The organism is Psychrobacter sp. 4Bb, assembly GCF_002836735.1.
In the GTDB taxonomy this organism is placed as follows: domain Bacteria; phylum Pseudomonadota; class Gammaproteobacteria; order Pseudomonadales; family Moraxellaceae; genus Psychrobacter.
Map to the genome: position 1 here is coordinate 52,774 of NZ_PJAS01000076.1, position 26,707 is coordinate 79,480.

General features: G+C 43.0%; 23 protein-coding genes. 13 read left to right on the plus strand and 10 right to left on the minus strand.

Features of this window, described 5'->3' with window-relative positions:
* The first annotated feature begins 127 nt into the window (after positions 1-127).
* The 4 genes from CXF60_RS13510 to CXF60_RS13525 all read left to right on the plus strand — a co-directional run bounded on the left by CXF60_RS13510 (position 128) and on the right by CXF60_RS13525 (position 3,722).
* Entirely contained in the window at positions 128-1,048 is a 921-nt protein-coding gene (locus CXF60_RS13510) for a glutaminase (RefSeq protein ID WP_102092339.1), read from the plus strand.
* Positions 1,049-1,502: 454 nt separating this feature from the next.
* On the plus strand, positions 1,503-2,078 hold the full coding sequence (locus CXF60_RS13515) for a TerD family protein (RefSeq protein ID WP_057760832.1): 576 nt from the start codon (positions 1,503-1,505) through the stop codon (positions 2,076-2,078).
* A 206-nt stretch (positions 2,079-2,284) separates the two neighbouring features.
* On the plus strand, positions 2,285-3,037 hold the full coding sequence (locus CXF60_RS13520) for a TIGR00266 family protein (RefSeq protein ID WP_102092340.1): 753 nt from the start codon (positions 2,285-2,287) through the stop codon (positions 3,035-3,037).
* Positions 3,038-3,113: 76 nt separating this feature from the next.
* Positions 3,114-3,722: a TerD family protein gene (locus tag CXF60_RS13525; RefSeq protein ID WP_057760836.1), complete on the plus strand. Its 609-nt coding sequence runs from the start codon at positions 3,114-3,116 to the stop codon at positions 3,720-3,722.
* A 123-nt stretch (positions 3,723-3,845) separates the two neighbouring features.
* On the opposite strand, the gene CXF60_RS13530 is transcribed toward CXF60_RS13525, so the two are convergent.
* Positions 3,846-5,120 carry a TerD family protein gene (locus CXF60_RS13530; protein WP_102092341.1) on the minus strand — a complete coding sequence of 425 codons (1,275 nt, stop codon included), beginning with the start codon at positions 5,118-5,120 and terminating at the stop codon, positions 3,846-3,848.
* Positions 5,121-5,408: 288 nt separating this feature from the next.
* On the opposite strand from CXF60_RS13530, the gene CXF60_RS13535 reads away from it, so the two are divergent.
* Positions 5,409-6,560, plus strand: a complete 1,152-nt coding sequence (locus CXF60_RS13535; protein WP_102092342.1) for an ATP-grasp domain-containing protein — start codon at positions 5,409-5,411, stop codon at positions 6,558-6,560.
* Between the two features lie 127 nt (positions 6,561-6,687).
* Here the strand turns inward: CXF60_RS13535 and CXF60_RS13540 are convergent, their stop codons facing one another.
* Both CXF60_RS13540 and CXF60_RS13545 read right to left on the minus strand, forming a co-directional pair.
* Entirely contained in the window at positions 6,688-7,428 is a 741-nt protein-coding gene (locus CXF60_RS13540; protein ID WP_102092343.1) for an MHYT domain-containing protein, read from the minus strand.
* A 122-nt stretch (positions 7,429-7,550) separates the two neighbouring features.
* Positions 7,551-8,258 carry a hypothetical protein gene (locus tag CXF60_RS13545; RefSeq protein WP_102092344.1) on the minus strand — a complete coding sequence of 236 codons (708 nt, stop codon included), beginning with the start codon at positions 8,256-8,258 and terminating at the stop codon, positions 7,551-7,553.
* Between the two features lie 721 nt (positions 8,259-8,979).
* Between CXF60_RS13545 and CXF60_RS13550 the strand changes: the two genes are divergently transcribed.
* From CXF60_RS13550 to CXF60_RS13570, 5 genes are all read left to right on the plus strand, one after another.
* The gene (locus tag CXF60_RS13550) at positions 8,980-10,206 is read left to right on the plus strand and encodes a trypsin-like peptidase domain-containing protein (RefSeq protein ID WP_102092345.1); all 1,227 of its coding nucleotides are present in this window, start codon (positions 8,980-8,982) and stop codon (positions 10,204-10,206) included.
* A 42-nt stretch (positions 10,207-10,248) separates the two neighbouring features.
* Entirely contained in the window at positions 10,249-11,565 is a 1,317-nt protein-coding gene (locus CXF60_RS13555; protein ID WP_102092346.1) for a phosphoribosyltransferase domain-containing protein, read from the plus strand.
* 42 nt (positions 11,566-11,607) lie between these two features.
* Complete coding sequence (locus tag CXF60_RS13560) at positions 11,608-12,438, plus strand: HAD hydrolase family protein (protein ID WP_102092347.1); 831 nt, start codon at positions 11,608-11,610, stop codon at positions 12,436-12,438.
* A 65-nt stretch (positions 12,439-12,503) separates the two neighbouring features.
* Positions 12,504-13,685 (plus strand): cysteine protease StiP domain-containing protein, encoded by a 1,182-nt coding sequence (locus CXF60_RS13565; RefSeq protein ID WP_102092348.1) that lies wholly within the window; start codon positions 12,504-12,506, stop codon positions 13,683-13,685.
* A 65-nt stretch (positions 13,686-13,750) separates the two neighbouring features.
* Positions 13,751-14,815 (plus strand): HpcH/HpaI aldolase/citrate lyase family protein, encoded by a 1,065-nt coding sequence (locus CXF60_RS13570; protein WP_228707149.1) that lies wholly within the window; start codon positions 13,751-13,753, stop codon positions 14,813-14,815.
* A gap of 150 nt (positions 14,816-14,965) precedes the next feature.
* On the opposite strand, the gene CXF60_RS13575 is transcribed toward CXF60_RS13570, so the two are convergent.
* The gene (locus tag CXF60_RS13575) at positions 14,966-15,778 is read right to left on the minus strand and encodes an alpha/beta fold hydrolase (RefSeq protein ID WP_102092349.1); all 813 of its coding nucleotides are present in this window, start codon (positions 15,776-15,778) and stop codon (positions 14,966-14,968) included.
* A gap of 339 nt (positions 15,779-16,117) precedes the next feature.
* On the opposite strand from CXF60_RS13575, the gene CXF60_RS13580 reads away from it, so the two are divergent.
* Positions 16,118-16,915 carry an enoyl-CoA hydratase/isomerase family protein gene (locus CXF60_RS13580; protein WP_102092350.1) on the plus strand — a complete coding sequence of 266 codons (798 nt, stop codon included), beginning with the start codon at positions 16,118-16,120 and terminating at the stop codon, positions 16,913-16,915.
* 70 nt (positions 16,916-16,985) lie between these two features.
* On the opposite strand, the gene CXF60_RS13585 is transcribed toward CXF60_RS13580, so the two are convergent.
* The 3 genes from CXF60_RS13585 to acnB form a co-directional block, all read right to left on the minus strand.
* Positions 16,986-17,426 carry a PACE efflux transporter gene (locus tag CXF60_RS13585; protein ID WP_102092351.1) on the minus strand — a complete coding sequence of 147 codons (441 nt, stop codon included), beginning with the start codon at positions 17,424-17,426 and terminating at the stop codon, positions 16,986-16,988.
* 208 nt (positions 17,427-17,634) lie between these two features.
* Positions 17,635-18,078, minus strand: coding sequence for a DUF805 domain-containing protein (locus tag CXF60_RS13590; protein WP_102092352.1), 444 nt, complete (start codon positions 18,076-18,078; stop codon positions 17,635-17,637).
* Positions 18,079-18,297: 219 nt separating this feature from the next.
* A complete protein-coding gene (gene acnB / locus CXF60_RS13595; protein WP_102092353.1) occupies positions 18,298-20,901 on the minus strand; it encodes a bifunctional aconitate hydratase 2/2-methylisocitrate dehydratase in 2,604 nt (867 codons plus the stop codon).
* Positions 20,902-21,321: 420 nt separating this feature from the next.
* Between acnB and CXF60_RS13605 the strand changes: the two genes are divergently transcribed.
* Together CXF60_RS13605 and lipA are read left to right on the plus strand one after the other, a co-directional pair.
* Positions 21,322-21,732 carry a carboxymuconolactone decarboxylase family protein gene (locus CXF60_RS13605; RefSeq protein ID WP_102092355.1) on the plus strand — a complete coding sequence of 137 codons (411 nt, stop codon included), beginning with the start codon at positions 21,322-21,324 and terminating at the stop codon, positions 21,730-21,732.
* Between the two features lie 148 nt (positions 21,733-21,880).
* Complete coding sequence (gene lipA / locus CXF60_RS13610) at positions 21,881-22,924, plus strand: lipoyl synthase (RefSeq protein ID WP_057760861.1); 1,044 nt, start codon at positions 21,881-21,883, stop codon at positions 22,922-22,924.
* Between the two features lie 165 nt (positions 22,925-23,089).
* Here the strand turns inward: lipA and CXF60_RS13615 are convergent, their stop codons facing one another.
* Genes CXF60_RS13615 through CXF60_RS13625 form a run of 3 tightly spaced genes read right to left on the minus strand, consistent with a single transcriptional unit; the run spans position 23,090 to position 26,664 of the window.
* On the minus strand, positions 23,090-25,093 hold the full coding sequence (locus tag CXF60_RS13615) for a TRAP transporter permease (protein ID WP_102092388.1): 2,004 nt from the start codon (positions 25,091-25,093) through the stop codon (positions 23,090-23,092).
* Positions 25,094-25,103: 10 nt separating this feature from the next.
* Positions 25,104-25,667, minus strand: coding sequence for a DUF1850 domain-containing protein (locus CXF60_RS13620; protein ID WP_102092356.1), 564 nt, complete (start codon positions 25,665-25,667; stop codon positions 25,104-25,106).
* Positions 25,645-26,664, minus strand: a complete 1,020-nt coding sequence (locus CXF60_RS13625; protein ID WP_057760864.1) for a TAXI family TRAP transporter solute-binding subunit — start codon at positions 26,662-26,664, stop codon at positions 25,645-25,647. Before CXF60_RS13625 ends, CXF60_RS13620 begins: the two co-directional genes overlap by 23 nt.
* Positions 26,665-26,707: the final 43 nt, after the last annotated feature.

Here is a 26,707-nt window from a genome sequence, read left to right on the forward strand (position 1 = left end):
ATATCGAAATGACCCATAATTGAGACAATCAATGGTTAAAACTACGTTTGCCCTGTTACTATTACCCTATCTTCAGTTAAAATCCTCGTCCTTAAATAACTTGTCGAAATAAGACCCTATAAACGATATGCAAAAAATTCTTGATGATATTGCTGCAGAGATGGCAAGAGAAACTGACCGCGGCAAAGTAGCAGATTATATCCCGCAACTGGCTCATATTGATCCTAATCAGTTCGGTATAGCCGTAGCGACTCCTGATGGGCATATGTATACAGCAGGTGATGCAAGCACTCTGTTTTCCATCCAAAGTATCTCTAAGGTATTTACCTTAACCATTGGTCTTGGCAAGCTAGGCGATACACTTTGGACACACGTCGGGCGTGAACCATCTGGCGATCCTTTTAATTCAATTGTGATGCTCGAGCATGAGTCTGGTCGACCGCGCAACCCATTTATCAATGCTGGTGCCATTGCCGTGGTGGATGCTATTATGATGGGGCATAAACCCAAAGAAACACTGGGTGAAATTCTGCAGTTTGTCCACCTCATTGCAGATGATGAGTCAATTCGCTTTGATCATAAAGTAGCGGCTTCTGAGATGGCGCACAAGGACCGAAATGCCTCTCTGGCGCACTTTATGAAATCCTTTGGTCGTTTAAGACACGATGTGGACAATGTATTAGGTACGTATTTTCATCAGTGCTCAATTGCAATGAACTGCCAACAGTTGGCCAGCGCCGGTCTTTATTTAGTGTCTAACGGAGTTGATAAACACTCAGGAGTACGTGTAATCAATGAAAAAAGAGCACGCCGTATTAACTCATTGATGATGATGTGTGGTCATTATGATGGCTCTGGCGAATTTGCTTACCGCGTGGGCTTACCAGGCAAAAGTGGTGTTGGTGGCGGTATTTTGACGATAGCACCTGGTAAAGGTTCTATCGCTGTCTGGTCACCAGGGCTTGATCATGTAGGTAACTCTAAGCTTGGACTAAAAGCACTAGAGCGCTTCGTACAAAAAACTGGCTGGTCGGTTTTTGCAGAATAAGAGATACATGTATATTTATCTAAATAGGTTTTTTATATAATGCCATGCTCTCATACTAGCTGCGAAGCATACCTAAGCCATGAGTTAGTTTGTTCTAAGCCCATATAGTCAGTCGGTGCTTTTTAAAGCGATTGTTTTATCTAAGCTACCTTTGTGCTAAATCCCTTTTGTATGAAACATTACTTTTCATAACAATATCTTAACGACTATTGCTAAGTTGATTAGAAATTATCAAAGATACAGAAGTATTATGTCCCTTAGTAAGCATATAGTAAGCGCACAAAATACGCCTTGCTTAGTGAGCAAACGCTTAGTATAGTAAAACCTAATGATATGCAGGGCATAGGATACAGGTAAGTTTTTATTATTTGCTCTGAGATATCAGTCACTGCACAACTTTTAGTTTATTTTTTATCAATCAATCCACTTAACTATTAATCCAAAGGATATTTGTATGGCTATTAGCTTAACAAAAGGCGGCAACGTAAACTTATCAAAAGAAGCGCCAGGTTTAACTAACATTACAGTCGGTCTAGGCTGGGATCCACGTGCCACTGACGGCCAAGAGTTTGATTTAGATGCAATCGGTTTCTTGATTAACGAAGCAGGCAAAGTCCGTAATGACCAAGACTTTATCTTTTTCAATAACTTAAAATCAGACAACGGCGCTGTTGAGCATACTGGTGATAACCGTACTGGCGAAGGCGATGGCGATGACGAGAAAATCAAAATCAATCTTGCGAGCATCCCAGCTGACGTCAACAAAGTAGCTATCTGTGCCATCATCTATGAAGGCCAAGCACGTAACCAAAATTTCGGTCAAGTTGGTGATGCTTATATCCGCGTTGTAAACGACAATGGCGAATCTGAAATCGCTCGTTACGACTTATCAGAAGATGGCAGCACTGAAACAGCGATGATTTTCGGTGAATTATATCGTCACAGCGGTGATTGGAAATTCCGTGCGGTTGGTCAAGGCTTCAGCGGTGGTCTTGGACCATTAGCAGCCTCTTATGGCGTAAATGTTTAACGTTAAAACCAACGTAAACGTTTAGCAAGCCAATTATCATAATCAGATGTCTGGTTATGATCTAATGAGCCATCAAGTGTGCCCCTTTAACGCATTTGATGGCTTTAAATTTAATTGGCTTATCATTAAAAGCTATATAGCATATAAAAGCACACGCACATATTAAGAGCATTTAACAAAGATATTAGAATAAGGATTTGCAAGCCATGGCCGCAACATTCAGTTTAATCGGTACTATTGAACCTTTTTTGCATTGTAATCTTAAAAAAGGTGATTCAATTTATTGTGAAGCCAATGCAATGGTGATGATGGAGTCCAATCTTGAGCTGAAAGGTAAGCTACAAGGTGGCCTGATGCAGTCACTGATGCGCCGCTTTGCAAACGATGAATCGTTGTTTCAACAGCAGATTGAGGCGGTCAATGGTGAGGGCGACTGTTTGCTTGCGCCCACGCTTGATGGTGATATGCAAATCATAGAGGTTGGCAAGCAACAGTATACACTCAGCGATGGTGCGTTTGTCGCGGCCCAAACTGGTGTCGATATCAGAGCCAATATTCAGCGCAATTTAGGCGGCGCAGTGTTTGGTGATACGGGCGGTTTCATGGTGATGCAGACCCAAGGCCAAGGCCAAGTCGTGGTATCTGGTTTTGGCTCGTTGTTTGAGATTGATGTCACACCAGATAAAGACGTCATTATTGATAACGGTCATGTGGTCTGCTGGGATTCGAATCTTGAATACAAGTTGTCAGTTTCGACCAGTAAGAAAAAAGGCATCATGAGCAATATTATTAACTCTGTCACTAGTGGCGAAGGTATGGTTCTGAACTTCTCAGGAAGTGGCAAAGTCATTATTTGCTCGCGCAATCGTGACAGTTATCAAGGTTGGATACAAAGCGTCCTAGGTACTAGCTCAGGCGGACGTGGCGGCGGTGGTGGCTTTTTAGACAATATCTTATAGTGCCTTTCGCAATTTATAACATTCTTTAGCGTTATTTTTAAACGGTTTTACTCACAATTATTATAAGGATACTCACATGGCAGTTAGTCTTCAAAAAGGTCAAAAAATCTCCCTAAGCAAAGAAGCTGGTGGCGAGCTTACTCAAGTTAAATTGGGTCTAGGTTGGGATGTCGCTCAAGGGCCACAAGATAAAAAAGGTGGCTTCTTAGGAAAATTATTCGGCGGCGGTTCTGGCGGCGACTCTATCGATTTAGATGCTTCATGCATTATGTTCGACGCTAACAAGCAAGCAGTCGATGCCATTTGGTTCAGTCAGCTAAAATCGAAAGACGGCAGTATCGTGCATACTGGTGACAACCGTACTGGCGACGGTGATGGCGATGATGAAGTCATCAACGTCGATCTCTCAAGAGTACCTGCTAATGTGGTTTCATTGGTATTTACGGTCAATAGCTTTACTGGTCAAACGTTTGAGACCGTAGAAAATGCGTTTTGCCGTATCGTTAATGCCAATAACAATAGTGAAGTAGCACGTTATAACTTATCTGCCCAAGGTGGACACACAGCAATGGTAATGGCAAAAGTTTATCGTCACAATAATGAATGGAAAATGCATGCGATTGGCGAGACAGCTTCTGGCCGCACCTTCCACGACTTAATGCCTGCTATCACACCGCATGCGTAATTGACTTTAGACTTTAACTGGATTATTACCAATCTAGTTAAATAGTTTATTTCAAAAGAGAGCGGCCCATCCATCAATAGCTGGGCCGCTCCTTTATGTTTATTATTTAGATCTTAAAAAACACTATTTACGTCCACGCTTCCAGCTAAAGCCCCAGTTAAAGGCCTTATCCATTTCTTGATGACCTTTGAAATACTGGTTGATGCGCTCAACATTAATACTGCCCTGCTGATTGACCAAACGGGCAATGGCACACATCGGTAAGTTACCAGCACCTTCGGTCAAACGTGTCTCAATCGGTGATTGCTCTGGGACATGGATAGTCACAACCCCATCGGTTTTTTCCCAGTTAGGTGCGCCTTCGTAAATAAACGCAAAGATAAATACTTCTTCAATCTGTGACCATTGCTGACCGTTAATATCTAGCCATTCACCGCCGCTTACCTGCCCCGTTCTATCATCCGCACGTAAGCAAACATAAGGCGCTGATTGCAAGCTACCAAAGCGATTGCCCAACGCTTGAATCAGGGTTTTTTCACCATTTTTTAGATGAATCATAGCGCCGACATCTAAATCGATACCGCTTGATTGATGCTGCTTAAACAGATCTCCCAGTATGCCTTTTTTAGGCGCTGATTTATCACTTTGGGGGCCTTGGTTCCAATCTAAATTGACTGAAATTTTACCAAAGTCATCACGTTTTTTAAGATTAATGCTAGATTGGTTTTTGGTTAAGGTTATTTTACTTAAGTTAATTGAAGGGTTAGCAGGAATCGGTGGCGGATTGTTAGCTTGAGACGTGTTGCCTGCTTTTTGCGTATTGATTGGTCGCTGCGTGTTGATAGGTTGAGGTTGGCTTTGTGCAGGGTTATGATTTTGGGCAGGCGCTTCATCAGCGATTTCCACACCAAAATGCTCAGATAAAGGCTTTAGCCCTCCCTCAAATCCTTGGGCAATAAAACGAAATTTCCAGCTTCCTTGTCTGCGATAGCATTCAGCCAATATAATGGCTTTTTCATTACGGCCTGCGCTACTCAGCTGACAGGTCATCAGTACTTGACTACCCTGTAAGACTTGAATGTCCACATCGCCAACTTGTGACAGTGTTTGCGCACTAGAAAACGCTAGGGCAATTTTCTCAATAGTTGCAGGCTGTGCAGACAAATTGACATCAAAAAAACCATCACTGTCATGACCACGGAAGCTAACACTACCATCATCGCTACGTGTCTGACCATAAAATATCATGTCACCATCACCGCGCACTTTGCCGTCATTAGTCAGGCGATAAGCAGCACAATCGATGGCATTTTGGCTTAAAATACGAATGCTAATATTGTCAGTCGGTAGTGGCGCATTGGCACCTGCAATTAGTTTTTGAGGTTGGTTTTGACTCATCATACGTCCTTTAGATTATTTATTATGCTGTTGTCATTGTCATGCTGACTGTCGTCATATAGTAGCATGAATATTATGATTTTTTTGGACCAGACAATCGTGATATAAGCGATCAAGTCATCCTTACAAACTCCTATGACTATTTTATCAGAGGCGTTTATAACGCATATCATTTGTATATAATACGTCCTATCAAACCGCATACCTTTGCTAATATTACTACTAGATTTGCAGTAGCAGTATTGACTTGCTCATTTCCCTACACCTAATGATAACGCTGAGAGAATTATGAATAATCTTGCTGACAATAGTAACACTTCAATGCCAGTGGCTGCGTGGCTAGCTGAAGGCCAATCTAGCCAGCGTGATATGTTGGAGAGCTTACAAAGTCTAAAAAGCAAATCGAGCAGTCCTTCAAACAACCCTTTTCAAGTTATTGCTTCACACCGTCAAGATAGGCCTGAGATTTTCGAATTCGCCGATATGATTTATCGCGAGCCATCTGACTCGATCGTAGATACTGATGACCAAACGACTACCGAAACTGCTATACCACGCTGGCAGTTCGTATTAGAGCAAGCTCAAAAGCATAACGTAAAAGTAATACTAACTGGGCGTAATAGTATTGATTATGAAGCGCATCGTGAGAAATTTGACGCTGCGGGTATTCGTTTATTAACAGGCGCAACTAGCGTAGCGGCACTAGAATCAATCGATGACAAGTTTGCTTTTATGCAGCATTGTCACACTCATAATATCCCAGTGGCGGACGCATGGCGTTTTGATAATACGGCGGAGCTTGAGGCTTTACTCACCGAGCATGGTGACCAACCTCTATGTGTCAAACCTGTTGTCGGTATTTTTGCCCAAGGGTTTTGGCGACTAGACACGGGTAAAGCAGATAGTACTACGTACGATAGCTTTGAGCACTTATACTTCACTGAAGAGAAAAAAATCAATACAGCCCAATTTGTGAACGCCTATACTAACAGTCAAATGGTACATGAGCGCCCTATTCCCATGCTGCTTATGCCTTATTTATCAGGGCAAGAATACTCTATCGATGTGGTCTGTGAATATGGTGAAGTCCTAGCTGCTGTTACTCGTCATAAAACAGGGAAAATACAACACGTTGGTTATGAGCAGTCTGTCATGGATGTCGTAATCCCACTGATTAGGGCTTTTGGCTGTGATGGCATCGTCAGTGTACAAACCAAAGCTGATGATAGCGGTCAGCACCGTGTTCTTGAGATCAATAGTCGTCCATCAGGTGGTATTGGTTATACCTCTCATAGTGGGATTGATTTGACGCAAGTCGGATTTTCTTATTGGTTGGGGTTATCAGAGAGACCTAACTTAGAGACCAATATTCAGCATATTGAACCATGCCAAGTACGCTCTATTATGATGAGTGTGAAAATTGAAAAGGGTGATGAATAAATAGTCTGCTAAGCATGCACGTGTTTAGCAAATGATTTGAATAGGCATAAAAAAGGTTTTTAGATTAATATCTAAAAACCCTTTTTTATTTTCACTTTCAATTGGTATTAAAAATGAGCGTTTAAAATTACTCGCCAAATGCTAGTGTCGCTTGCTTAGGTGCGTTTTTAGAAGCGATGACCCATAGTAAGCTTAATACAATTGCTGAACCGATGAAGATCATAATTGATGAAGATATGGCACCTGCATGCGTATAATCCATAGACATTGAGTGATCAGTCATCGTCATTTCCATCGCGGCTATCCCAGTGTAATGCATACCACAAACTGCCAGACCCATGATGAAGGCACTACCAAAACGCTGTAATGTACCACGTAGATTGAATGCCAACCATAGCGCAGCGATAGCAGCTGCAATAGCAATCACAATCGATAAGATAAGCAGCAGTATATTGTATGACATGGTAGCGTCCATCTGCATAGAGGCCATACCGGTATAATGCATAGCTGCAACACCCAGTCCAGTAAGTACGCCGCCACCGATTAACTTAGCAACGCTTGATTCACCGCGACCTACGATGACAATACCGACTGCAACGAAACAAATCGCTAGTAGCATTGAGACAATCGTTAACCCCAAGTCATAAGTCACAGGCATCTTCATATCTACTGCCATCATACCGATATAATGCATAGACCAAATCGCACCACCGATAGCAATCGATGATAGCGCTACCCAAAAATACAAATCTGTTCCTGGCTTAGCAGAAGGTACTCGAATGGCAAGGTTTAAGCCAACATAAGAACCAAATACTGCAATGGCGTATGAGACCAACACCAAAAGTAAGTTATATTCAACTTCCATCATTTTTTTGCCTTTTATCTATCATAAGAATTGAGTCAAATAACGTTACTTTTATTGCAACACGGTGCGTCATTCGCTCGTTGATTTTTTTTGCATAGACATGAAATTATCTATGCATAATATTTTTACCCAATGGTAAATTCGCAAATATTGGTACTGCCTGCGCCGCAGTTAGTCTCTTCAACTTGAACCACATCTATAGCAGGGTTGCTTGCCAAAAAGCCTTCTATATAACCTACAATAAAATGGCATCCTGAGTGAGTATGATCTGACGACTTACAGAACGGACATTTGATTAAATAGATCACATTGTTTTTTGCTTTAACTTTAGATAGGCCTTTTAGTGCTGGCACAAGCTCACGAGTGATCGTAGTAGGCATCTTCAGTGGACTACCAAGTGAATAATCACGTTGATAAATACCGCCACCAACCTTACGACCCAATTCCTGCAATGCAGTCACACGTCGCTCAATAGGTAAACTATCTTCATACTGGCTGACAATATCTGCTATTTTAGGGTAATAAGCACCAATGGCTGATAAGACGCTTTTCTCATCCAATGTCTTTTTTGCAGGGGCAGCTGACGAGCCGCCCTCTTCATCTATTTCTAGATTAAAAAGCGTACAGCCTTCAATTGAAGATAGGTCATCGATTAGATCTGCTTGCGTTTTAGAGCCTAGACTTCTTGCGATCACATGAATGATGTTACCACCATTCTCTGAAGGTTCTTGCTTTTGGGAGACCAGCTGATAACCTGCTTTGATAAGCGGCGAAATAACATTGACCAGACGAATACGTTCAGAAGACGTTTCTAATGCACAAGAGAATTTCACAGAGCACTCCTTTTCTTAAAATACTGCTACGCTTTCTTATATCAAGCTATCTAGATAAACTAATGTGAATAACGTTTCAAAGGTCCACCAACTGACTTTCTCACAATATAAAAAATATTCAGACATCAACCACACAATAGTTTTTGTATATCTTTTATATTATAAGAAATGAAATATCTTCAGTAGATGAAATTTCGATTTTTGTAGTTATTAAGCATACAAGTGCTCTAACTACTAGAAATTCATTAATCGAGAAACAGTAACAAGCTTGAAAATAAGATTAGAATTAATAGTTTTAAATCAGATACTATTTTTAAACTTTACAGATAACATTTGGTCACAGTAGAGTTACTAAATAGCAATAGATTTTGATTGTATTATCACCGGAATCTTGTTTTGTAGCAATACACTATATGGCTTTGTCCGACAAGTGGCTACATTAACCGACAAATGGCTAGACTATAAACCCCCATCATTATTTTCTAAAAGTAATTAATTATTAAAAGGAATTCCGAAACTATTTAAACCTATATATCTTGATATATCTATTATGCAATTAATCTTAACTATATATTAAAACACCTATTAACATTTTCTCTTTGTAGAATAATAGGTTCAAAATAAAATAAAAAACCTTTGTATAGTCAGACTTTAGTCTCAAGGATAAAATCATTAAACAATAAAAATAATTATAATCGCGCAAATAAACTAAGGAAATGTGATGTCGAAGCAAGTCGAATTAGTGCTAGGAGCCAATACGGTTATCGAAAATACAAAGTGTGCGATCGCATTTTCTACTACTAAACCATTGGGATTTGGACAGCAGCTTGGACTATTGTGGTTGCCATTAGATGCCTATCGTAAAGCAGTTTGTAGTCCTGCTTATTTACATGAGTCTAAAGACTGGGCTCAGCTCGATAACAAGGATAATCCAAGTACATGGCAGTTAGATTTACCCCAGCTATTTGATACGCTTGGCGTTAGTTTCTTACAACTGATTGCTTATGTTTATCATGAGCCAAGCCTAAACTTACCAGCGGTAGAGTTAAACGACGTAAGCCTCACGCTCAACAACGGAGATATTCGCTATAACTTCACAACGAACGAGCGGCATGTCAAAGCAGCGATTATATTAGAAATATATCAGCGTAATGGACAGTTCAAGTGTCGGGCACTTGGTGAGGCATCAACACAAGGCTTAGCAAGCCTTGAGCATCATGTACAGGTTAGTCTGAATGTTCGTCCGCCTAGCACACATACGCTTATTCAAGAAGCGCAACAGCAGCAGCGTATTCAACTAAATAACGAAGCTCGCCCTCCCTGTCATGTACAAGCAGGCGAGACTTGGACAGGAACAGCATTTGCTATTGATCCCTATCATCTGTTGACCTGCTATCATGTAATTGAGTCAGCAGCGATGGTTGGCGTACGTCAGCAAGGTCAGCCTGATCGCGCGGCACAAGTTGTACTTAGCGATATCGGAAGCGACTCAGCCATTATTAGAGTTAGCGATCCTTTGCCTAGCTACCTCCCATTGGCGCAGCAATGTGTTGATATATTGGGTGAGACCATTACCACACTGGGGTTTCCGTTATCAGGACTGAGTAGCCAACTGCAAGTCACCCAAGGCTGTATATCAGGATTGACAGGTTTAAATAACGATATCCGTCATATACAATTCACCGCACCCATTCAGCCCGGTTCTAGTGGTAGTCCTTTATTATTGCCAACTGGAGAGGTCATCGGTATGGTCACATCCAGTCTGGTTCATGAACATGCACAAAATATGAACTATGCAGTGAAATTTCAGTTATTATCTGCCCTACTGGCGAGCGCTGGTATAAGTTTGGAGAACACGACTGATTTGACCAGTGCTACGCCTCTTACCACACCTCAGCTAAGCAAGCAAAGTCGCAGTGCCTTATGGCTAGTTGGCTGTCAGGGTTAAAAATCTACGACGACATATAATTAAAAGCGCCAAGGAATATGAATGTTAAATGAGCAACACAGTACGACCATCACCCTACCCCGTGGTACGCTAGATCTGACTTATCAAACCAACTCAGCTACTAATAAATCAGCCACCAATAAAAATGGTGCAGAACAACGCGACCATTATCAGTTAGAAGATTTACTTGGATTTGCACAGCGTATCAATCCAAAGCGGGCGTTTCTGTTTGTCTCAAAAGTGCTAGGTCGTCATATTCCCGTTGCGCCAAGCATCATGCGAGAGGCATTTACTGATTTGGCTAACTTAGTGCCTAGTGACTTGCCTGAGCCAGTGCTAGTCATTGGTATGGCAGAGACCGCTGTTGGTCTATCTGCTGGTGTCCATCAAGCGCTACAAACGCGCTATCCTCAAGCGCTACTATTAAACTCTACGCGTCATGCACAGCACGATGAAAGTAGTGATCCAAATGGTACCGACTCCTTGCTAACAACGTTTTGTGAAGATCACAGTCATGCCAGCCAGCATTTGATTTATCAGAGCAAAGACAGCGTTACTCAAGCGCAGCTCCTGGCCAGTAAAACACTGATTATGGTCGATGATGAAGCCTCAACGGGCAATACCTGTGTTAATGTCGTCACTGCCTTACGTGAAGCAGGACTGACCCAGTTAGAGCAAGTACATCTGACGACACTGGTCGATTGGTCATTAGATCAAGAAAAACCTAATCCACAGTCAGATGCTAAGCCTGCACGTATGGCGGATCGTCTCGCTGGTATTGAGTTTCATCGCCATCATTTACTGTCTGGTGCTTGGCAATGGACAGATGCCCCCAATCCTGAACCCATTATGATGCCATCGGTTGATACTACTGCCGCTGGTAGTCAGGCGCTCGGTGATACGGGCAACTGGGGCCGATTTCCAACGCTAGACAGTACAAAGGGATTTGCTAACTATCTTTCGAGTTTTCAGGCTGCATTCACATGCTTCAATGATCAAGAAAACTTTGATGTTACTCAGCTACCAAAAAGAATCTTAGTATTGGGTAGCAATGAGTTTGTTTGGTTGCCATTTTTATTGGCTGAATGGCTTGAAATAGAGTCTAAAAAACTGAGCGGAGATACAGCGTACATGGTTAATTTTAGTGCATTAACCCGTTCACCGATTGCGCTTGGCGGCGCCATTACTACCATGCTGAGCTTTCATGATAATTATGGGCTGGGCATGACCAACTTTGCTTATAATGTTGACCCTGACGAGTGGGACTTGATTGTGTTGTGTGTGGAGACAGCTGCTGATAGCGTGGATGCGATGTGGCGCGGTTTGAATAATGTGTTGGTGGTAAGTCCGACAATTTAAACCATTCTTTAACTTTCATACTTACTGTTTATGGACGACGTCATGACTATCCCATTTTTTAAAGCCAACCCAGACATTATTAAGCCTTATGCCTTGATGGATTTGGATGACACGTTATTCCAAACCCAGCGTAAAATTGATGCATGGGACTTACCCACTACTGAGCGTGAAACTTTGGTTTGTGCGACGGTCAATAAACAAGACGAGCCACTGAGTTTTATGAGCCAGCGCCAAGCAATCTTTTTTAACTGGCTACTTGCCAGCACTGAATTAATCGTAGTGACGGCGCGGGATCGTAGTGAAATAAAACGCGTTAAACTGCCATTTGATAGTTGGCAAGTATTGACCCATGGAGCGATTATTTTAACGTCTGACGGAGCGCTGCTGAGCAGTTGGCAGCAGCATATGTATAGTAAGCTTGCGCCATTGCAAGATAAGCTTAATCAGTTAAGTCAATTGTTTGCCAGTCATAGTCAAAGCGAGCAAAGTCATTTAGTATTTACACCGCATATCGATAGCTTTAACAATGGTTCTATTGATGAAGAGCTAACCATTTATCTGGCTATCAAACATGCGCAGAAAGATCATCAAGCGCTCGTAGATTTAGCTGAGAAACTGCCCACTCTGATACGTGATTTTGATCAAGATTTCTATGTACATGTGAATGCCAATAATCTAGCGATATTACCCCATGTTGTTCATAAGCGTCATGCGGTACAGTTTTTATTAGAGCATCATTTAGACCATCAGCGTCCCAGTTTTGGCTTTGGTGATAGCTTAGCTGATCTGCCTTTCTTACAGTTATTGGACTGGTACGGTATGCCCAATCATGGCCAATTGCATGAGCAATACCAGTCTAAATTGTCAGGCTAAACCACGAGTTTAAACTGCAGCCACGCAAATCCACTGTTATCATCAAGAGTGCTACTATTCATACTATGACTTTACCTAATATACAGATAAAAAGAGCCGATTTAAAAAACTATGGCTCAGGCAGCTATCTTGCAAGCGATGTCACTGTCCTACTCGATATGGTAGATAAGGACGCGGTTGCCGATGTGCCCGTCAGTCAAAAAGAAGCGCTTATCCAAAGCGGACAACGCCATTACTCTGACATGTTGACTTTAGAGCAAGCGCCTACTGCAATGCATGAGCAGCTATACATACAAGCATTAGAGCAAGGGTCAACAAAGACCGCGACCGATATCGCTCATTTGTCTCATACGCTACATCATGTTTTTCAGCAGAATGTGAGTGATGAGCACCCACTGGTTTTGGTCAGTTTGGTGCGAGCTGGTCTGCCAATTGGGGTGTTGTTGCAGCGTGCGCTGTCGGATACAGACAGTAGCTATTACTTGCCAACTGTACATTATGGCATCAGTATCATTCGGGATCGTGGTCTTGATCCAGTGGCCCTGCAAATGCTACTAGAGGCTTATCCAAACAGTCCAGTCATATTCGTCGATGGCTGGACAGGTAAAGGTGCCATATATCAAGAGTTGGCTCGCAGTTTAGAGACGTTTAGCGATTCTACTCATGTTAATTTTGCTAATATTTTTCATCAAGGCGCTGACGTCATTCCGCTACTGACTCTTGCCGATCCGGCTGGCGTTGCTTGGCTGGCGGCAAGTGAAGAAGATTGGTTAATCCCGTCGGGTTTGTTAAATAGCACTGTATCAGGGCTTATTTCACGTAGCTTGTATACAGAGCCGTCATCAGGCCTGCATCGCAGTGTCTTTTATGATGATTTAATTGAGGTAGATCACAGTTTGGCATTCGTCGAGCATATCGATGCCGCGAGACGATCATTGGCTACTACTCCAGTGCATCTACCGACTTACAAGCAGCCACGCTACCAGACTGCGGCGTTGATAGAGACGTTGGCCGCAGACTATAAGATTATCAATCGCAACCGTATTAAGCCGACTATTGCCGAGGCAACACGTGCCATATTACGCCGTGATCCAGAGCGTATATTGCTCGCCACTGCTGAGCACCCTGATACCATATTGCTACGCCATTTATGTGTGCAACGAAACATCACTATCAGTGTATTAGGTGATAAAATACTGCCTTATCAAGCCATCACGCTTATCAAGCAGCGCTCCCAAGACACTTAATACATTTAACGGTATTAAATACTTTCTTTTTCGTTCTCTTATACTCTCTACTTATGATGCCAATTATGTCAGATATGCTAAAAACCGAGTCAGACCTTTACAATGATACCCAATCTTATGCGCATCTGATCACTGAGCGTCATGCGATGGTCAAACCGCACACGCACCATCCATATCAGCTCGGTGCTAGCTTGTACATGCCTGCGACTCGCCAAGATATTTGGCAAGTCATCAAGCGAGATAAACTACCGACGATTAATAGTATTATTATCTGTCTAGAGGATGCGGTCAGTCAGCAGGATGTAGAGTTGGCGCTTGAGCGTTTGCGAACCCTCCTGAATACTTGGGCTGAGCATGTGAATAGCATTAATGCGCCATCTAAATCAGCAAAGATTCATGCCCAGTATCCGACGCGTCCGCTGGTCTTTATACGTCCACGTAGCCCAATGATGCTACAGCAACTGGCTGACTATACTCATATTGACCTTATCGATGGTTTCGTTATGCCAAAAGTTGATATGTATAGCCTATCTAACTGGCGCATGGCGTGTCAGAACCTAAAAGTAGATCAACTACTTATGCCAACGCTCGAAACCGCAGCGCTATTTAATCCGCATCACAATCAGGAGCTTGCCATCGCTTTTAAAGAAGCATTTAGCCAGCCAGTTTTTGCATTGCGTATCGGCGGTAATGACTTATTTGCAGCATTGCGCTTACGCCGCCCAAAAAACAGTATTGTCTATGACTCGCCTATCGGTACGTTGGCTTATCAAATGCTGGGCTGTTTTGTGCCGCATGGTTTTTATCTTACCGCGCCAGTATTTGAGTATTTAGACCAGCCGACATTGTTTATGCAAGAGCTAAACCGAGATGTCAGCTTAGGGATGGTGGGCAAAACTGTCATTCATCCAAGCCAAATCGCCCTAGTACAGCAAGCTTATTGCGTGCCATTGAGTACACTGGATGAAGCACAAGCGATCCTTCACTCTGAGGCCAAAGCGGTATTTAAGTACAATAATACGATGTTAGAGCCTGCGACGCACCGTGCTTGGGCGACTGAAATTGTTAATCGTGCAGAAGCCTTTGGCACCATTGATGATGGACATAGCCAATACAGCTCACGAATGTAGCTTTCATCTCTGATGATGGCTGTCTGCCATTTAACAACTTGCACCATACAAAAAGCCGCTATCAAATACAGGTAGCGGCTTTTTTATATAGAGATTTGCTTAGGATTTTCTATAGATATAAGGCTTTAAAGCTCTCGAACAGTATCTATATTAAGCATAACTTTCCAAAAACTGACGAAGTACTTTGTTCACTTGATCAGGCTCTTCTACTGTCGATGTATGACCCGCACCTTTGATAATAGCAAGCTTGGACCCAGCGATAGCAAAATGCATGCGTTCAGATTTGGCATAAGGCGTGGCGGCATCTTCATCCCCTACTACAATCAGTGTCGGCGTTGTAATCTCACCCAACTGCTCATAAGTACCTGTACGCTCAATCACACCCATTGTTGCTTTGACCACGCCGCCCTTGCGATTGCTTTGTAGCATCGTTAGCCACTGCTTACGGTCAGATTTGCGCAGTTTGTCTGCCAGAAACGTACTGCCAAACATGATTGGCATCACCTTATTACTCACACGCTTCATACCTAACCAGCGAATCGCTTTCACTAGCTTGCGATACTGAGGGATATTTTTTGGATCTTCAGGGTCAGCAGAGGTTTCTAACAGCGTTAATGACAACAACAACTCAGGGCGTTTGAGCGCGATACGTTGAGCCACGAACCCGCCCATAGATAGCCCAACAAAGTGACATTTATCAATACTAAGCGCTGCAAGCAAGCCAAGCGTATCGTCAGTCAGTGTCTCCATATCATAGCCAGATTTAGTAACCTGCGACTGACCTTGCCCGCGAAAATCAAAAGCAATACAACGATAGTCTGTTTGAAAATGCTCTACTTGCTTATCATACATCTGTGAGCTCCACAGTAGACCGTGAGCAAATACGATAACGGGCTTTTGTATGTCATTCGGTGCGCTGTCTTCGTAATAAATATCAGCGTTATTTACAGTGATAGTTGGCATAACCACATCCTTGTTTGATCAATGAAAAGTTCGAGCGTACCCTTGTGTCTTTTACGACTCTTTTACGCTCAACCTGGCATATTAGCATAATCCATTAGCCCCTTAGGTCATAGCCTTTTTACGAGCCAGTCGTTTTGTCTCATTAGCTAGCATCAGCTTTTACGATAAAATAGTAAAGTTTACCAGTATTTAGATGTGTCTTAAGCGCCTACAAAACACGCTTTTATAATCATAGCAAGCTGCTATAGTAATCAGCATTGAACCATTTTTACCTTTATCTCAAAGTATTGTCATTGATACAGAATATTAAAACCGTCATTTAAAATAAGGAAATCTCGAATGTCACAGTCTCTCGTCGATTATCAAGTTGCAGAGCACATTGCTACCATTACCTTTAACGATCCAAAAAGCTTAAACGCTTTTGGCACGCCCTTAAAAAACCAAGTCTTGATAGCGCTAGATAAAGCGGCTGCAGATGATCAAGTACGGGTAATTATTTTGCAAGGGGCTGGTGGTAACTTCTCAAGCGGTGGCGATATTAAAGAGATGTTGTCTGAAGGATTAGACAAGGATATTGTTTCAAACAAATTAAGAGGTATGGTTGAAGGTGCAGGCGAAGTCAGCTTAAAATTACGTCATATTCACAAGCCAATTATTGCCAAATTAGAAGGTGCCGTGGCAGGTGCTGGCATGAACTTGGCGCTTACTTGTGATTTCCGAATTGCCGCAGACAATGCGAAGTTTGTACAAGCGTTCGTTAATATCGGCCTAGTTCCAGATGCAGGTGGTATTTACTTATTAAACCAATTGGTAGGTGCAGCAAAAGCCACTGAGCTTGTAATGCTAGGTGATAAGCTAAAAGCAAAAGATATGGCACGCTTAAATCTGGTAAACAACGTGGTTAGTGCTGACGAGCTAGACGCCACCGTCCAAGCATTGGCGCTACGATTGAGCCAACTGCCAGGCAAAGCGTTGGCTGCTATGAAAGAGAGCTTCAATGTTCACGCCTTCGCTGGTTTGAGCGCAGCTTTAGATACGGAAGTAGAGCAGCAGACCGTAATGGCAAAAACCGATGACTTTATCGAAGGGGTTAGCGCCTTTATAGCGAAGCGTAAGCCTGTATATCAAGGTAAATAACAAGATAAACAATGATGCTATCAAAAAAGGGCTGCCAATATGGTAGCCCTTTTCTTGTCAATGCCTTTAATTAAGAAGTGGTCGCTAGTTTAGAATGATGAGGTAAAGTAAATATCTTGTCAAAAATCAGAGTAAACGTAAACGTATAAACTAAGAAAAATAGCAGTAGCGCTACTTCCATCATAAAGGCTTTTACTAGACCAACATCATACCAAAACATATACAGTGGCAAGCAGATCAACACTAGCCCACCTTCAAAACCAAAAGCATGAACACTGCGTATCCATAGTGTACGACGTACAATGCACCTGCGACGTTCCCACGCTTCAAAAGCGGTATTATATATAAAGTTCCAAACAACGGCTGCTACCGATATCATTACGGCGATTGGTAGGGATTCTGATGCATCACTGTGACTGAGTTTCATCAATATAAGGGTAGATAAGATAATCGCGATAATTTCGAAAGCGGTCACATAAATTAAGCGACGTTTAAGCGGTGATAAGGTCATCAACCAAGACTCCAAAGCACCTGTATTTAAACAGCAAGGTGCATGTCAAAGTATCGGTCCGTCCCGAGTTAGAAAAGATAAATAAAGTGCAAAGCCACGGTTTCCGCCTGCCCCTATATTATACAGAAACCAAACTCAAAAATCAGTGAGGACATTTGTAAACAGGCATAAGCCGTTTTATTAACGATTATCGCCTGTTTTAACCGGACTATTTTGCCGGTAGACCCCATTTATTGGTTTCAGGCTTGGTATCACTCGCTAGAAATACTAGCAATATAATAGAGCCTATCAGTGGCACTATCCCTATCAAAAACCACCATCCTGAGCGGCTAGTATCATGTAAGCGACGGATAGTCACGGCAAGACCAGGCAGAAATAAACCAAGTACCGCTACTATGTAAAATAAACCTGTCTCTGAGCTAAATATGATGGCATCTAGTAGCATAGCAACGATGACCACACCCATCTGTACTAGAAAAGAGTACCAATACTCTTTGCGCCTAGCACGACCCGAAAAATTCACATAATTGCGTAAGCATTTTTTAAACCAGTCAATGATGCCATAATTTGCTTCAGCACTATGATTATTAGCCACCGTAGATCTAGGCAATGGCGGCGGGGTCGCTTTATCAAGCTTGATATTATTTTCCATAGGGCTTTTTATCTCAGTCGTGAAAAGTAGAAATCGTCAGTGAAAATTATTAACCATTGGTTTTGATTATAGATACTCAATAAAAGTTTGTAAATGAATACTAGTTTTCTTAGAGTCATCAATAAAAAACCCCGCATCATGACGATACGGGGTTTCTTTATTTTACGTATAAATTTTTTAGTATAAAGCTTCTAATTTTAAAAGCTTATATACTCAAGATTAGGTCAACTGAGCAACGTTAATCTTGTCTGCTTCTTCAGTATAGTCTTCCATACGGTCGAAGTTCATGTATTGATAGACTTCATCACCCATGCTATTTAGCATGCCAGCATATTGCTGATACTCATCGTTAGTCGGTAGTTTACCAAGTACCGCTGCGACTGCTGCAAGCTCTGCAGAAGCTAGGTATACGTTAGCGCCTTGACCTAGACGGTTCGGGAAGTTACGAGTTGAGGTCGATACCGCTGTAGATTTCGGTGCGATACGTGCTTGGTTACCCATACATAGTGAACAACCTGGCATTTCAGTACGAGCGCCGGCTTGTGCATAGATGTTGTAGTAACCTTCTTCCATCAACTGGCGTGCATCCATCTTAGTAGGTGGTGCAATCCATAGACGAGTCTTCAAGCTACCTGCTGGTACGTCTTGTAGCAATTTACCAGCGGCACGGAAGTGACCGATATTGGTCATACATGAACCAATGAATACTTCATCAATCGTATCACCAGCCACGTCTGCTAGCGTTTTTGCATCATCTGGATCGTTCGGGCAGCAAAGGATAGGCTCTTTGATTTTGCTCATATCGATAGTGATGTCGATCGCGTATTCAGCATCATCATCAGCACGCATGAGGCTTGGGTTAGCCAACCACTCTTGCATTTGCTCAACACGGCGGCTGATGGTACGTGCATCGCCATAGCCTTCTGAAATCATCCACTTAAGCAGCGTGATGTTTGAGTTTAGGTACTCAGTCACTGACGCTTCAGATAAAGTGATGGTACAACCAGCAGCACTACGCTCAGCTGAGGCATCAGACAATTCAAACGCTTGCTCAGCGGTTAAATCTTCTAGACCTTCGATTTCAAGAATACGGCCGTTGAACTCGTTGATTTTACCTTTCTTATCAACCGTCAAGTAACCTTCTTTGATCGCTTGATAAGGGATAGCATGTACTAGGTCACGTAGAGTGATACCAGCTTGACGCTCACCAACAAAACGAACACGAACAGATTCAGGCATATCAAGTGGCATTACACCAGTTGCAGCTGCGAAAGCAACTAGGCCAGAACCCGCTGGGAACGAGATACCCATTGGGAAACGAGTGTGCGAGTCACCACCAGTACCAACGGTATCTGGAAGTAGCATACGGTTCAACCATGAGTGAATGATACCGTCACCTGGACGTAAGCTTACGCCGCCACGGTTCATGATAAAGTCAGGTAGTGTGTGCTGAGTCTCAACGTCAACTGGCTTTGGATAAGCAGCAGTATGACAGAATGACTGCATCACTAGGTCTGCTTGGAAACCCAAACATGCCAAGTCTTTTAGCTCATCACGCGTCATCGGACCAGTCGTATCCTGAGAACCGACAGTCGTCATCTTAGGCTCACAGTACATACCTGGACGTACGCCTGTCAAGCCACAAGCTTTACCAACCATTTTCTGGGCAAGCGTAAAGCCTTTACCAGTATCAGCTGGCTCTTCTGGCTTAGCAAAGATGTCTGAATGACCAAGACCCATGTATTCACGGGCACGGTTAGTCAAACCACGACCAACGATCAATGGAATACGGCCACCAGCACGAACTTCATCAAGCAATGTTGGTGAGTTTAGTGAGAACGTTGATAGTACTTCATCAGAGTCATGCTTAGTGATTTTGCCTTCGTACGGATAGATGTCAAACACATCACCCATGTTTAGGTTATCGACTGCCACTTTTTCGATTGGCAATGCGCCAGAATCTTCCATCGTGTTGAAGAAGATAGGAGCGATATTGTTACCAAGTACTAAACCGCCGCCACGTTTGTTTGGCACGTTAGGGATATCTTCACCCATCAACCACAATACTGAGTTGGTTGCAGACTTACGGCTAGAACCCGTACCAACCACGTCACCAACATAAGCGAGTGGATGGCCTTTTTCTTTTAGCGCTTCGATTTGCTTCATTGGACCGACAACGCCCTCTTCGTCAGCATTGATGCCGTCGCGAGAGTTTTTGTGCATGGCTAATGAATGCAATGGGATATCAGGACGGCTCCACGCATCTTGCGCAGGAGACAAGTCATCAGTGTTGGTTTCGCCAGTCACTTTAAACGTCGTGTAAGTGGTCTTTTCTGGTACGGCAGCACGGTTCAAGAACCATTCAGCGTCAGCCCAAGACTGCACAACTTCTTTTGCGATGTCATTACCAGCTTCGGCTTTTTCAGTCACGTCATTGAATGCGTCAAATACTAGCAAAGTTTTCTTTAGTGCTTCAGCAGCGTCTTGTGCAACTTCGCTATCATCTAGTGCAGCAACTAATGGCTGAACGTTGTAGCCACCTTGCATAGTGCCTAGAATTTCAACAGCTTTTTGCTTGCTGATAAGTGGTGATGATGTTTCACCCTTTAAGATAGCAGCCAAAAATGCCGCTTTAACGTATGCTGCTTGGTCAACACCAGCAGGGATACGGTTTTCTAATAGGTTCATCAAGAACGCATCTTCGCCTGCAGGCGGGTTCTTTAATAATTCAACCAACTCTACTACTTGTTTTTCATTTAGTGGTAGGGGTACAGTTCCTAGCTCAGCACGTTCTTCGACATGTTTACGATAAGCTTCTAACACAATAGTCGTCCTCGTCAGTTGGGGTGTAGCATATTACGTGGGTAGTCAGCATGACTGCCTGCGTCTATATACTATATGAAATAATTATCCGTGCAATCATAGCTTAAAACGCTTTAAATGTTAATGGCTCAGCCCTGAAAAGGCGCATAGTAAGGCCATATTGAACATTTATTATAAAAATAGTGCCATCAATAATATGATTGTAGCGCTCATTATAACTGGCATTTGCCTGATTACGCTTATCAATAAGCGCTTGCTTTATGACTGAGCAGACACCATATGACTGATATACGATTTCATAAGAAATAACTTCGATAAAATTTTGCTTAAAAAAATGTAGCAACTTCGATTTATTGACAGTCGACTGAATAGCAGTCGATTTGGTAAAAACATTTTGGTATAAACATTAAGGACGACGATATGACTGATAGCAATGCGGACAACAATACTAACTATGACAATGGTCTCAAGGTACGCACTGAGGTTATGGGTGAGCAGCATGTCAAACGCTCACTTGATGCTGCCACAGGATTTACCCAGCCACTGCAAGACTGGATTATTGAACACGCTTGGGGCAGCACTTGGCAAGATGACTCAGTATTACCACGCAAGTATCGCTCATTAATTACCATTGCCTTTTTAATTGCCCAAAAAAGCCCAAACGAGTTGAAAGGACATATACGCGGTGCCATTAACAACGGGGCTAGTGTCGCTGAGATTAGAGAAGTGCTCATGCACAGCTTGCCGTACTGCGGTGCACCTGCTACTCAAGAAGCGTTTCGCGCTGCCATAGATATACTGAATGAGTTGGAAATCGATATAGATATTTAAAACTATGGTCGTCCGAGCAATCATAGTAATCTTAACAATATTGTTTAAAAATTGACGACCAAATTTCTGCTATAATATCTGCACTCATAAAACATTCTGATAATTCCATAAACCCTTACAATATAAAGGGTTAAGAGATAACTCCATTATGACAACTGCCGTACAAACACATGTACCTGCTGCTAAGGCCAAACCAAAAAAAGCCATCCAAGGCGAAAAGCTACGTGGCTATGACAAAGTTGCCCGTATCCCAATTAAGGTGATCCCGACTGTCGAGGCAAAGAAAAAGCCTGATTGGATTCGGGTAAAAATGTCCTCGCCTGCTGAAGTCGCTCGTATCAAAGCAACCTTACGTGAGCAAAAGCTTTATACCGTCTGTGAAGAAGCAGCCTGCCCTAACCTGCCACAGTGCTTCGCTGATGGTACAGCCACCTTTATGATCATGGGTGATATCTGTACGCGTCGCTGCCCGTTCTGTGATGTAGGTCATGGTCGTCCTAATGAGCTAGACAAGGATGAGCCGCGTCATACCGCTGAGACCATTCAAGGTCTACAACTTAAGTATGCCGTAATCACCTCTGTCGATCGCGATGATCTAAAAGACGGCGGTGCGGGACATTTTGTGGAAGTGCTAAACGAGTCAAGAGCACTTAGCCCAAACTGCTTGATTGAAATCCTAGTACCAGATTTCCGTGGCCGTATGGATATTGCATTGGATTTATTGACAGAGACTGCACCAGATGTGTTTAACCACAATATCGAAACGGTGCCACGTCTATACAAAGCTTTCCGTCCGGGTTCTGATTATCAGCATTCGCTAGATTTGCTTAAGATTTATAAAGAGCGTCGTCCTGATATCGCCACCAAGTGCGGCTTTATGGTTGGTCTTGGTGAGACAGAAGAAGAGATCTATGCGCTACTCGATGATCTAAAGGCTCATGACGTGGATATGATCACGATTGGTCAGTATCTACAGCCTAGTAAAAACCACGCCCCTGTTGATCGTTATGTCCATCCAGATGAGTTCCAACGCTATATGGACTACGGCAAAAAAATCGGCTTCTTTAGCATTTGGGCAGGCCCAATGGTACGCTCAAGCTACTTTGCAGATCGTCAGTACTACGGCGAAGACTGCCCAGCACCTATCCGCAGCAAAAAAGCATTAGAAGCTGAAGGCAAACTTGGCTGCTAATTTAGCAATGAGGTGAGAATAATAGTGGCGAAGAACAGCTGCGAAGAATAGTGGCTAAGACAGTTATTACGACATCTCGAGAATATTAAAAAGGGTGAATAACAGATTTGTTATTCACCCTTTTTTTGAGCTTTGTTAGATTTAAGAATGATTAAACCTAACGCTTTACACGGTTAAAGTTGGCGTCGGCTTTCCAGCTGTTTTTATATTGAATGCAGCAATACCAAGGACGATCACACCACCTGCGATACCAGTCGTAATCTCAGGATAAATCAATAATAAAGCGCCAATAGCTAAGATGAAACGAGTCACCGTATTCATACCACCTCTGAAATACCCTTCAAGTGCCGAGCTCAGCGCAATAACACCCGTCACCGAAGTCACTACCACTGTAATGATATCTACAATAGGTGGCAGCGGAAAATCTTTTGCCGTAACTGCTAGGCCAGTTGGATCTATCATCAACATCGTTGGATTATAAATAAACATAAACGGCACGATGAATCCTGCGAGGGCAAGTTTGAGGGACAAGAACCCTGTCTTCATCGGATCACCACCGGATATACCTGCACCCGCAAAGGCTGCGAGACACACAGGCGGTGTAATATTGGCAAAGATACCAAAATAGAAAACAAACATGTGCGCTGACAAGATTGGAATATCAAAACCGGCCAATGCTGGTGCAGCCATGGTCGCCGTAATGATATAGGCAGGAATAGATGGTAATCCCATGCCCAAGACCATTGATGCCAACATCGTTAAGATAAGCGTAAAGAATAATGATCCTGCACCTAACGTGACGATAGATGACGTCATCACCGTACCAAAACTGGTCAGACTCACCACCCCAATGATAATACCAACGACCGCACAAGCAGCCATAACCGCTAGCGACTGGCGCGCACCATCTTCCAATGCACCCAGAATATCAGAAAAGCTCATGCGCGTTTCGGCACGTAGCATACTGATCACAACGGTAAAACCAATGGTATAAGCTGCTGCATATCCTACAGGTACGTTTCTGATTAATAAGAAAATCAAGAAGACAATCGGCAATAGCATGTGACCGCGGGCTTTTAGTACTTCTTTGACCGCTGGTAAATTTTCTTTAGCAATACCTTTTAGATCACGACGTCCAGCGCGGAAATGCACCTGCGCAATGACGCCTAAATAGTATAGTATTGCTGGCAATAATGCTGCTAAGGCAATCGTACTATATGGCAAGCCTGTTGTCTCAGCCATAATAAAGGCACTAGCACCCATAATCGGAGGCAAGATCTGTCCACCAACCGAAGCACTGGCCTCAACCGCACCTGCGAAATCTTTGTGATAGCCAACCTTTTTCATCAACGGAATGGTAAAGGCACCCGTACTAACCACATTTGATAAAGCTGAGCCATTGATACTGCCCATAAAACCACTAGAGATGACTGCTACTTTTGCAGGTCCGCCCTTTTTATGACCAGCGATGGCCAATGCCAAATCATTAAATAACTGTCCCATTCCCGAACGTGCTAAGAACGCACCAAACAGGATAAATAAGAAGATAAAAGTAACCGAGGCACCAATCGCAACAGAGTATAGGCCTTCAGTTTTTAGGAATAATTGACCAAAGATATCACCCATGTCATAAGGGCGAGTCAGCAGCCTATCGGGCATAAAATCCAAATGACTGACAAATGGATAAGCCAAGAATATCCCTGCCAATATTGGTAAAATCCAACCAGTGATACGGCGACTGCCTTCTAGTACACAGACCACCGTAATCAGGGAAAATATCACATCGACCTGATTGGCCATACCGCCACGCGAGGTCACGATATCTTGATATTCATAGATGAGATAGCCCATACCGGATAGAGACAAGGCAAACCAAATCCAGTCATACCATGCCACTCGCTTGCGGCTACTTTTTTTGCTGGCTGGAAAAATTAGGAATATCAATGCAAAACCAACACCTACGTGTACAGAGCGCTGTAACAGTGCTGGCATTGGATTAAAAGTGATATATAAATGAAACAGTGAATAGAGTATACAAATGCCAGCAATAAAATATTTTACTGGTCCTTGAGTGATATGACGCGTGATTGACTCTCGGTCATATTTTTCCAATACTGCTCGGTTGACCGCATCCGCCTCAGCATCGTTATCAACTTGAGCATCTGGCATGGTAGTCACACTACCTTGATCCGTCACTTGGGAGTTCATGACAAAAGTCCTTTTTAAATCTATCAATTAAATCATACGTCTTAGGCATGATCACCACTTCAGAATAGTCTGGCACCCACTGGTGAATCAAGAAACGATGACCACCATAATCCATTTCACCTTTGGTCAGTCTAGATACGACCCAATTAAGGCGAGGCAGTTTTTCGTTGATTTGATAACCCAGATAGCCAGGCTTTTGTATAGGAGCGAGCATTTCGGTGGAGGGCGTCCCTGCACCGAACGCTTCAAAATAGGTCGTGGTCAGTAACAGCTCCGCACCTGCTGTACTGCTGCCGTCTATGCGTTGATACTGTTCTTCCCACCACTGTTTTTCTACAGAATGTATCCAACGTAGCTGAAAATCAGGCTCAGTGAAATAACAAACCTTATCATCAGCACCGTCTACGCCTGCGACTCGCACTTCAACGACAGACTGAAGCGTAGAGCCTAACCATAGCGTAAAAAAAACCAGCGCTGCAATAAATGCCGCGCCAGTTGATAACCATAATGAATTACTTGGCTGCTTGTTCGTCATAGTATTTTTTAGCTCCAGGATGGATTGGGGCTACCATGCCATCACGAGCGGTTTCTAGACTGATATCATTGGCCGCTTGGTGAGCTGTTTTTAGACCATCTAAATTATCAAATAATGCTTTTGTTAGTTTATAACCATCCGCTTCAGAGAGGTCAGAGCTAACTAGTAATGCATTCATGATCGCTGCAGTTGGTACAGCTGTTTCGTTGCCATAAGTGCCAGCAGGAATCTCAAAGGTTTTGAAGTAAGGCTTGGTCGCGATGATTTCTTTTAGCTTGTCTTGGTTGATAGTGACAATCTGTAAATCTAAACCTTGCTCTAACTCCATCAAAGATGAGTTTGGTAGGCCACTACTAAAGAATGCCGCTTCAATCTTACCTGCTTTCATACCATCAGCAGCTTCAGCAAAGCCTAGATAATCAACGGTGACATCATCATATGTGATACCAAACCCTTCAAGTAAAGTACGAGCATTCACTTCTGTACCAGAACCTTGATCGCCTACAGCAATACGCTTGCCTCGTAAATCTTCAATGTTTTTGATACCAGATTTTTTCGAGGTCACGATTTGCACCACATTAGGGTACAAAACAGCAATCTGCTGAATGTTAGTGATTGGCTGCTCAAAGTTGTTTTTACCTTCGACAGCATCCGTCACCACGTCACTTAGTGCCAAGACCATGTCGACCTTGCCTTGGGTCAATAGATTGACGTTTTCGACTGATGCACCAGTGGTTTGCGTTTTTGAGTTTACGCCAAAGGTTTTGACATAGACTTCAGACAATGAAGTACCAATGATGTTATAAGGGCCAGACGCACCGCCAGTAGCGATGGTCAAAAACTTAGTATCAAGCTTATCTGCTGCAGTATCTGTTGCCGCGCTATCTGCAGATGCAGTATCACTGCCCTCTGAGCTTGGAGATGAGCATGCAGTTAGACCTAACGCAGCACTCAACATAGCTGACAAAAGTAATGGGGATTTTAAAGAATTAAGCATTGAATTCATCCTTGAAGTAATCGGTTTTATACGTTTAACAATA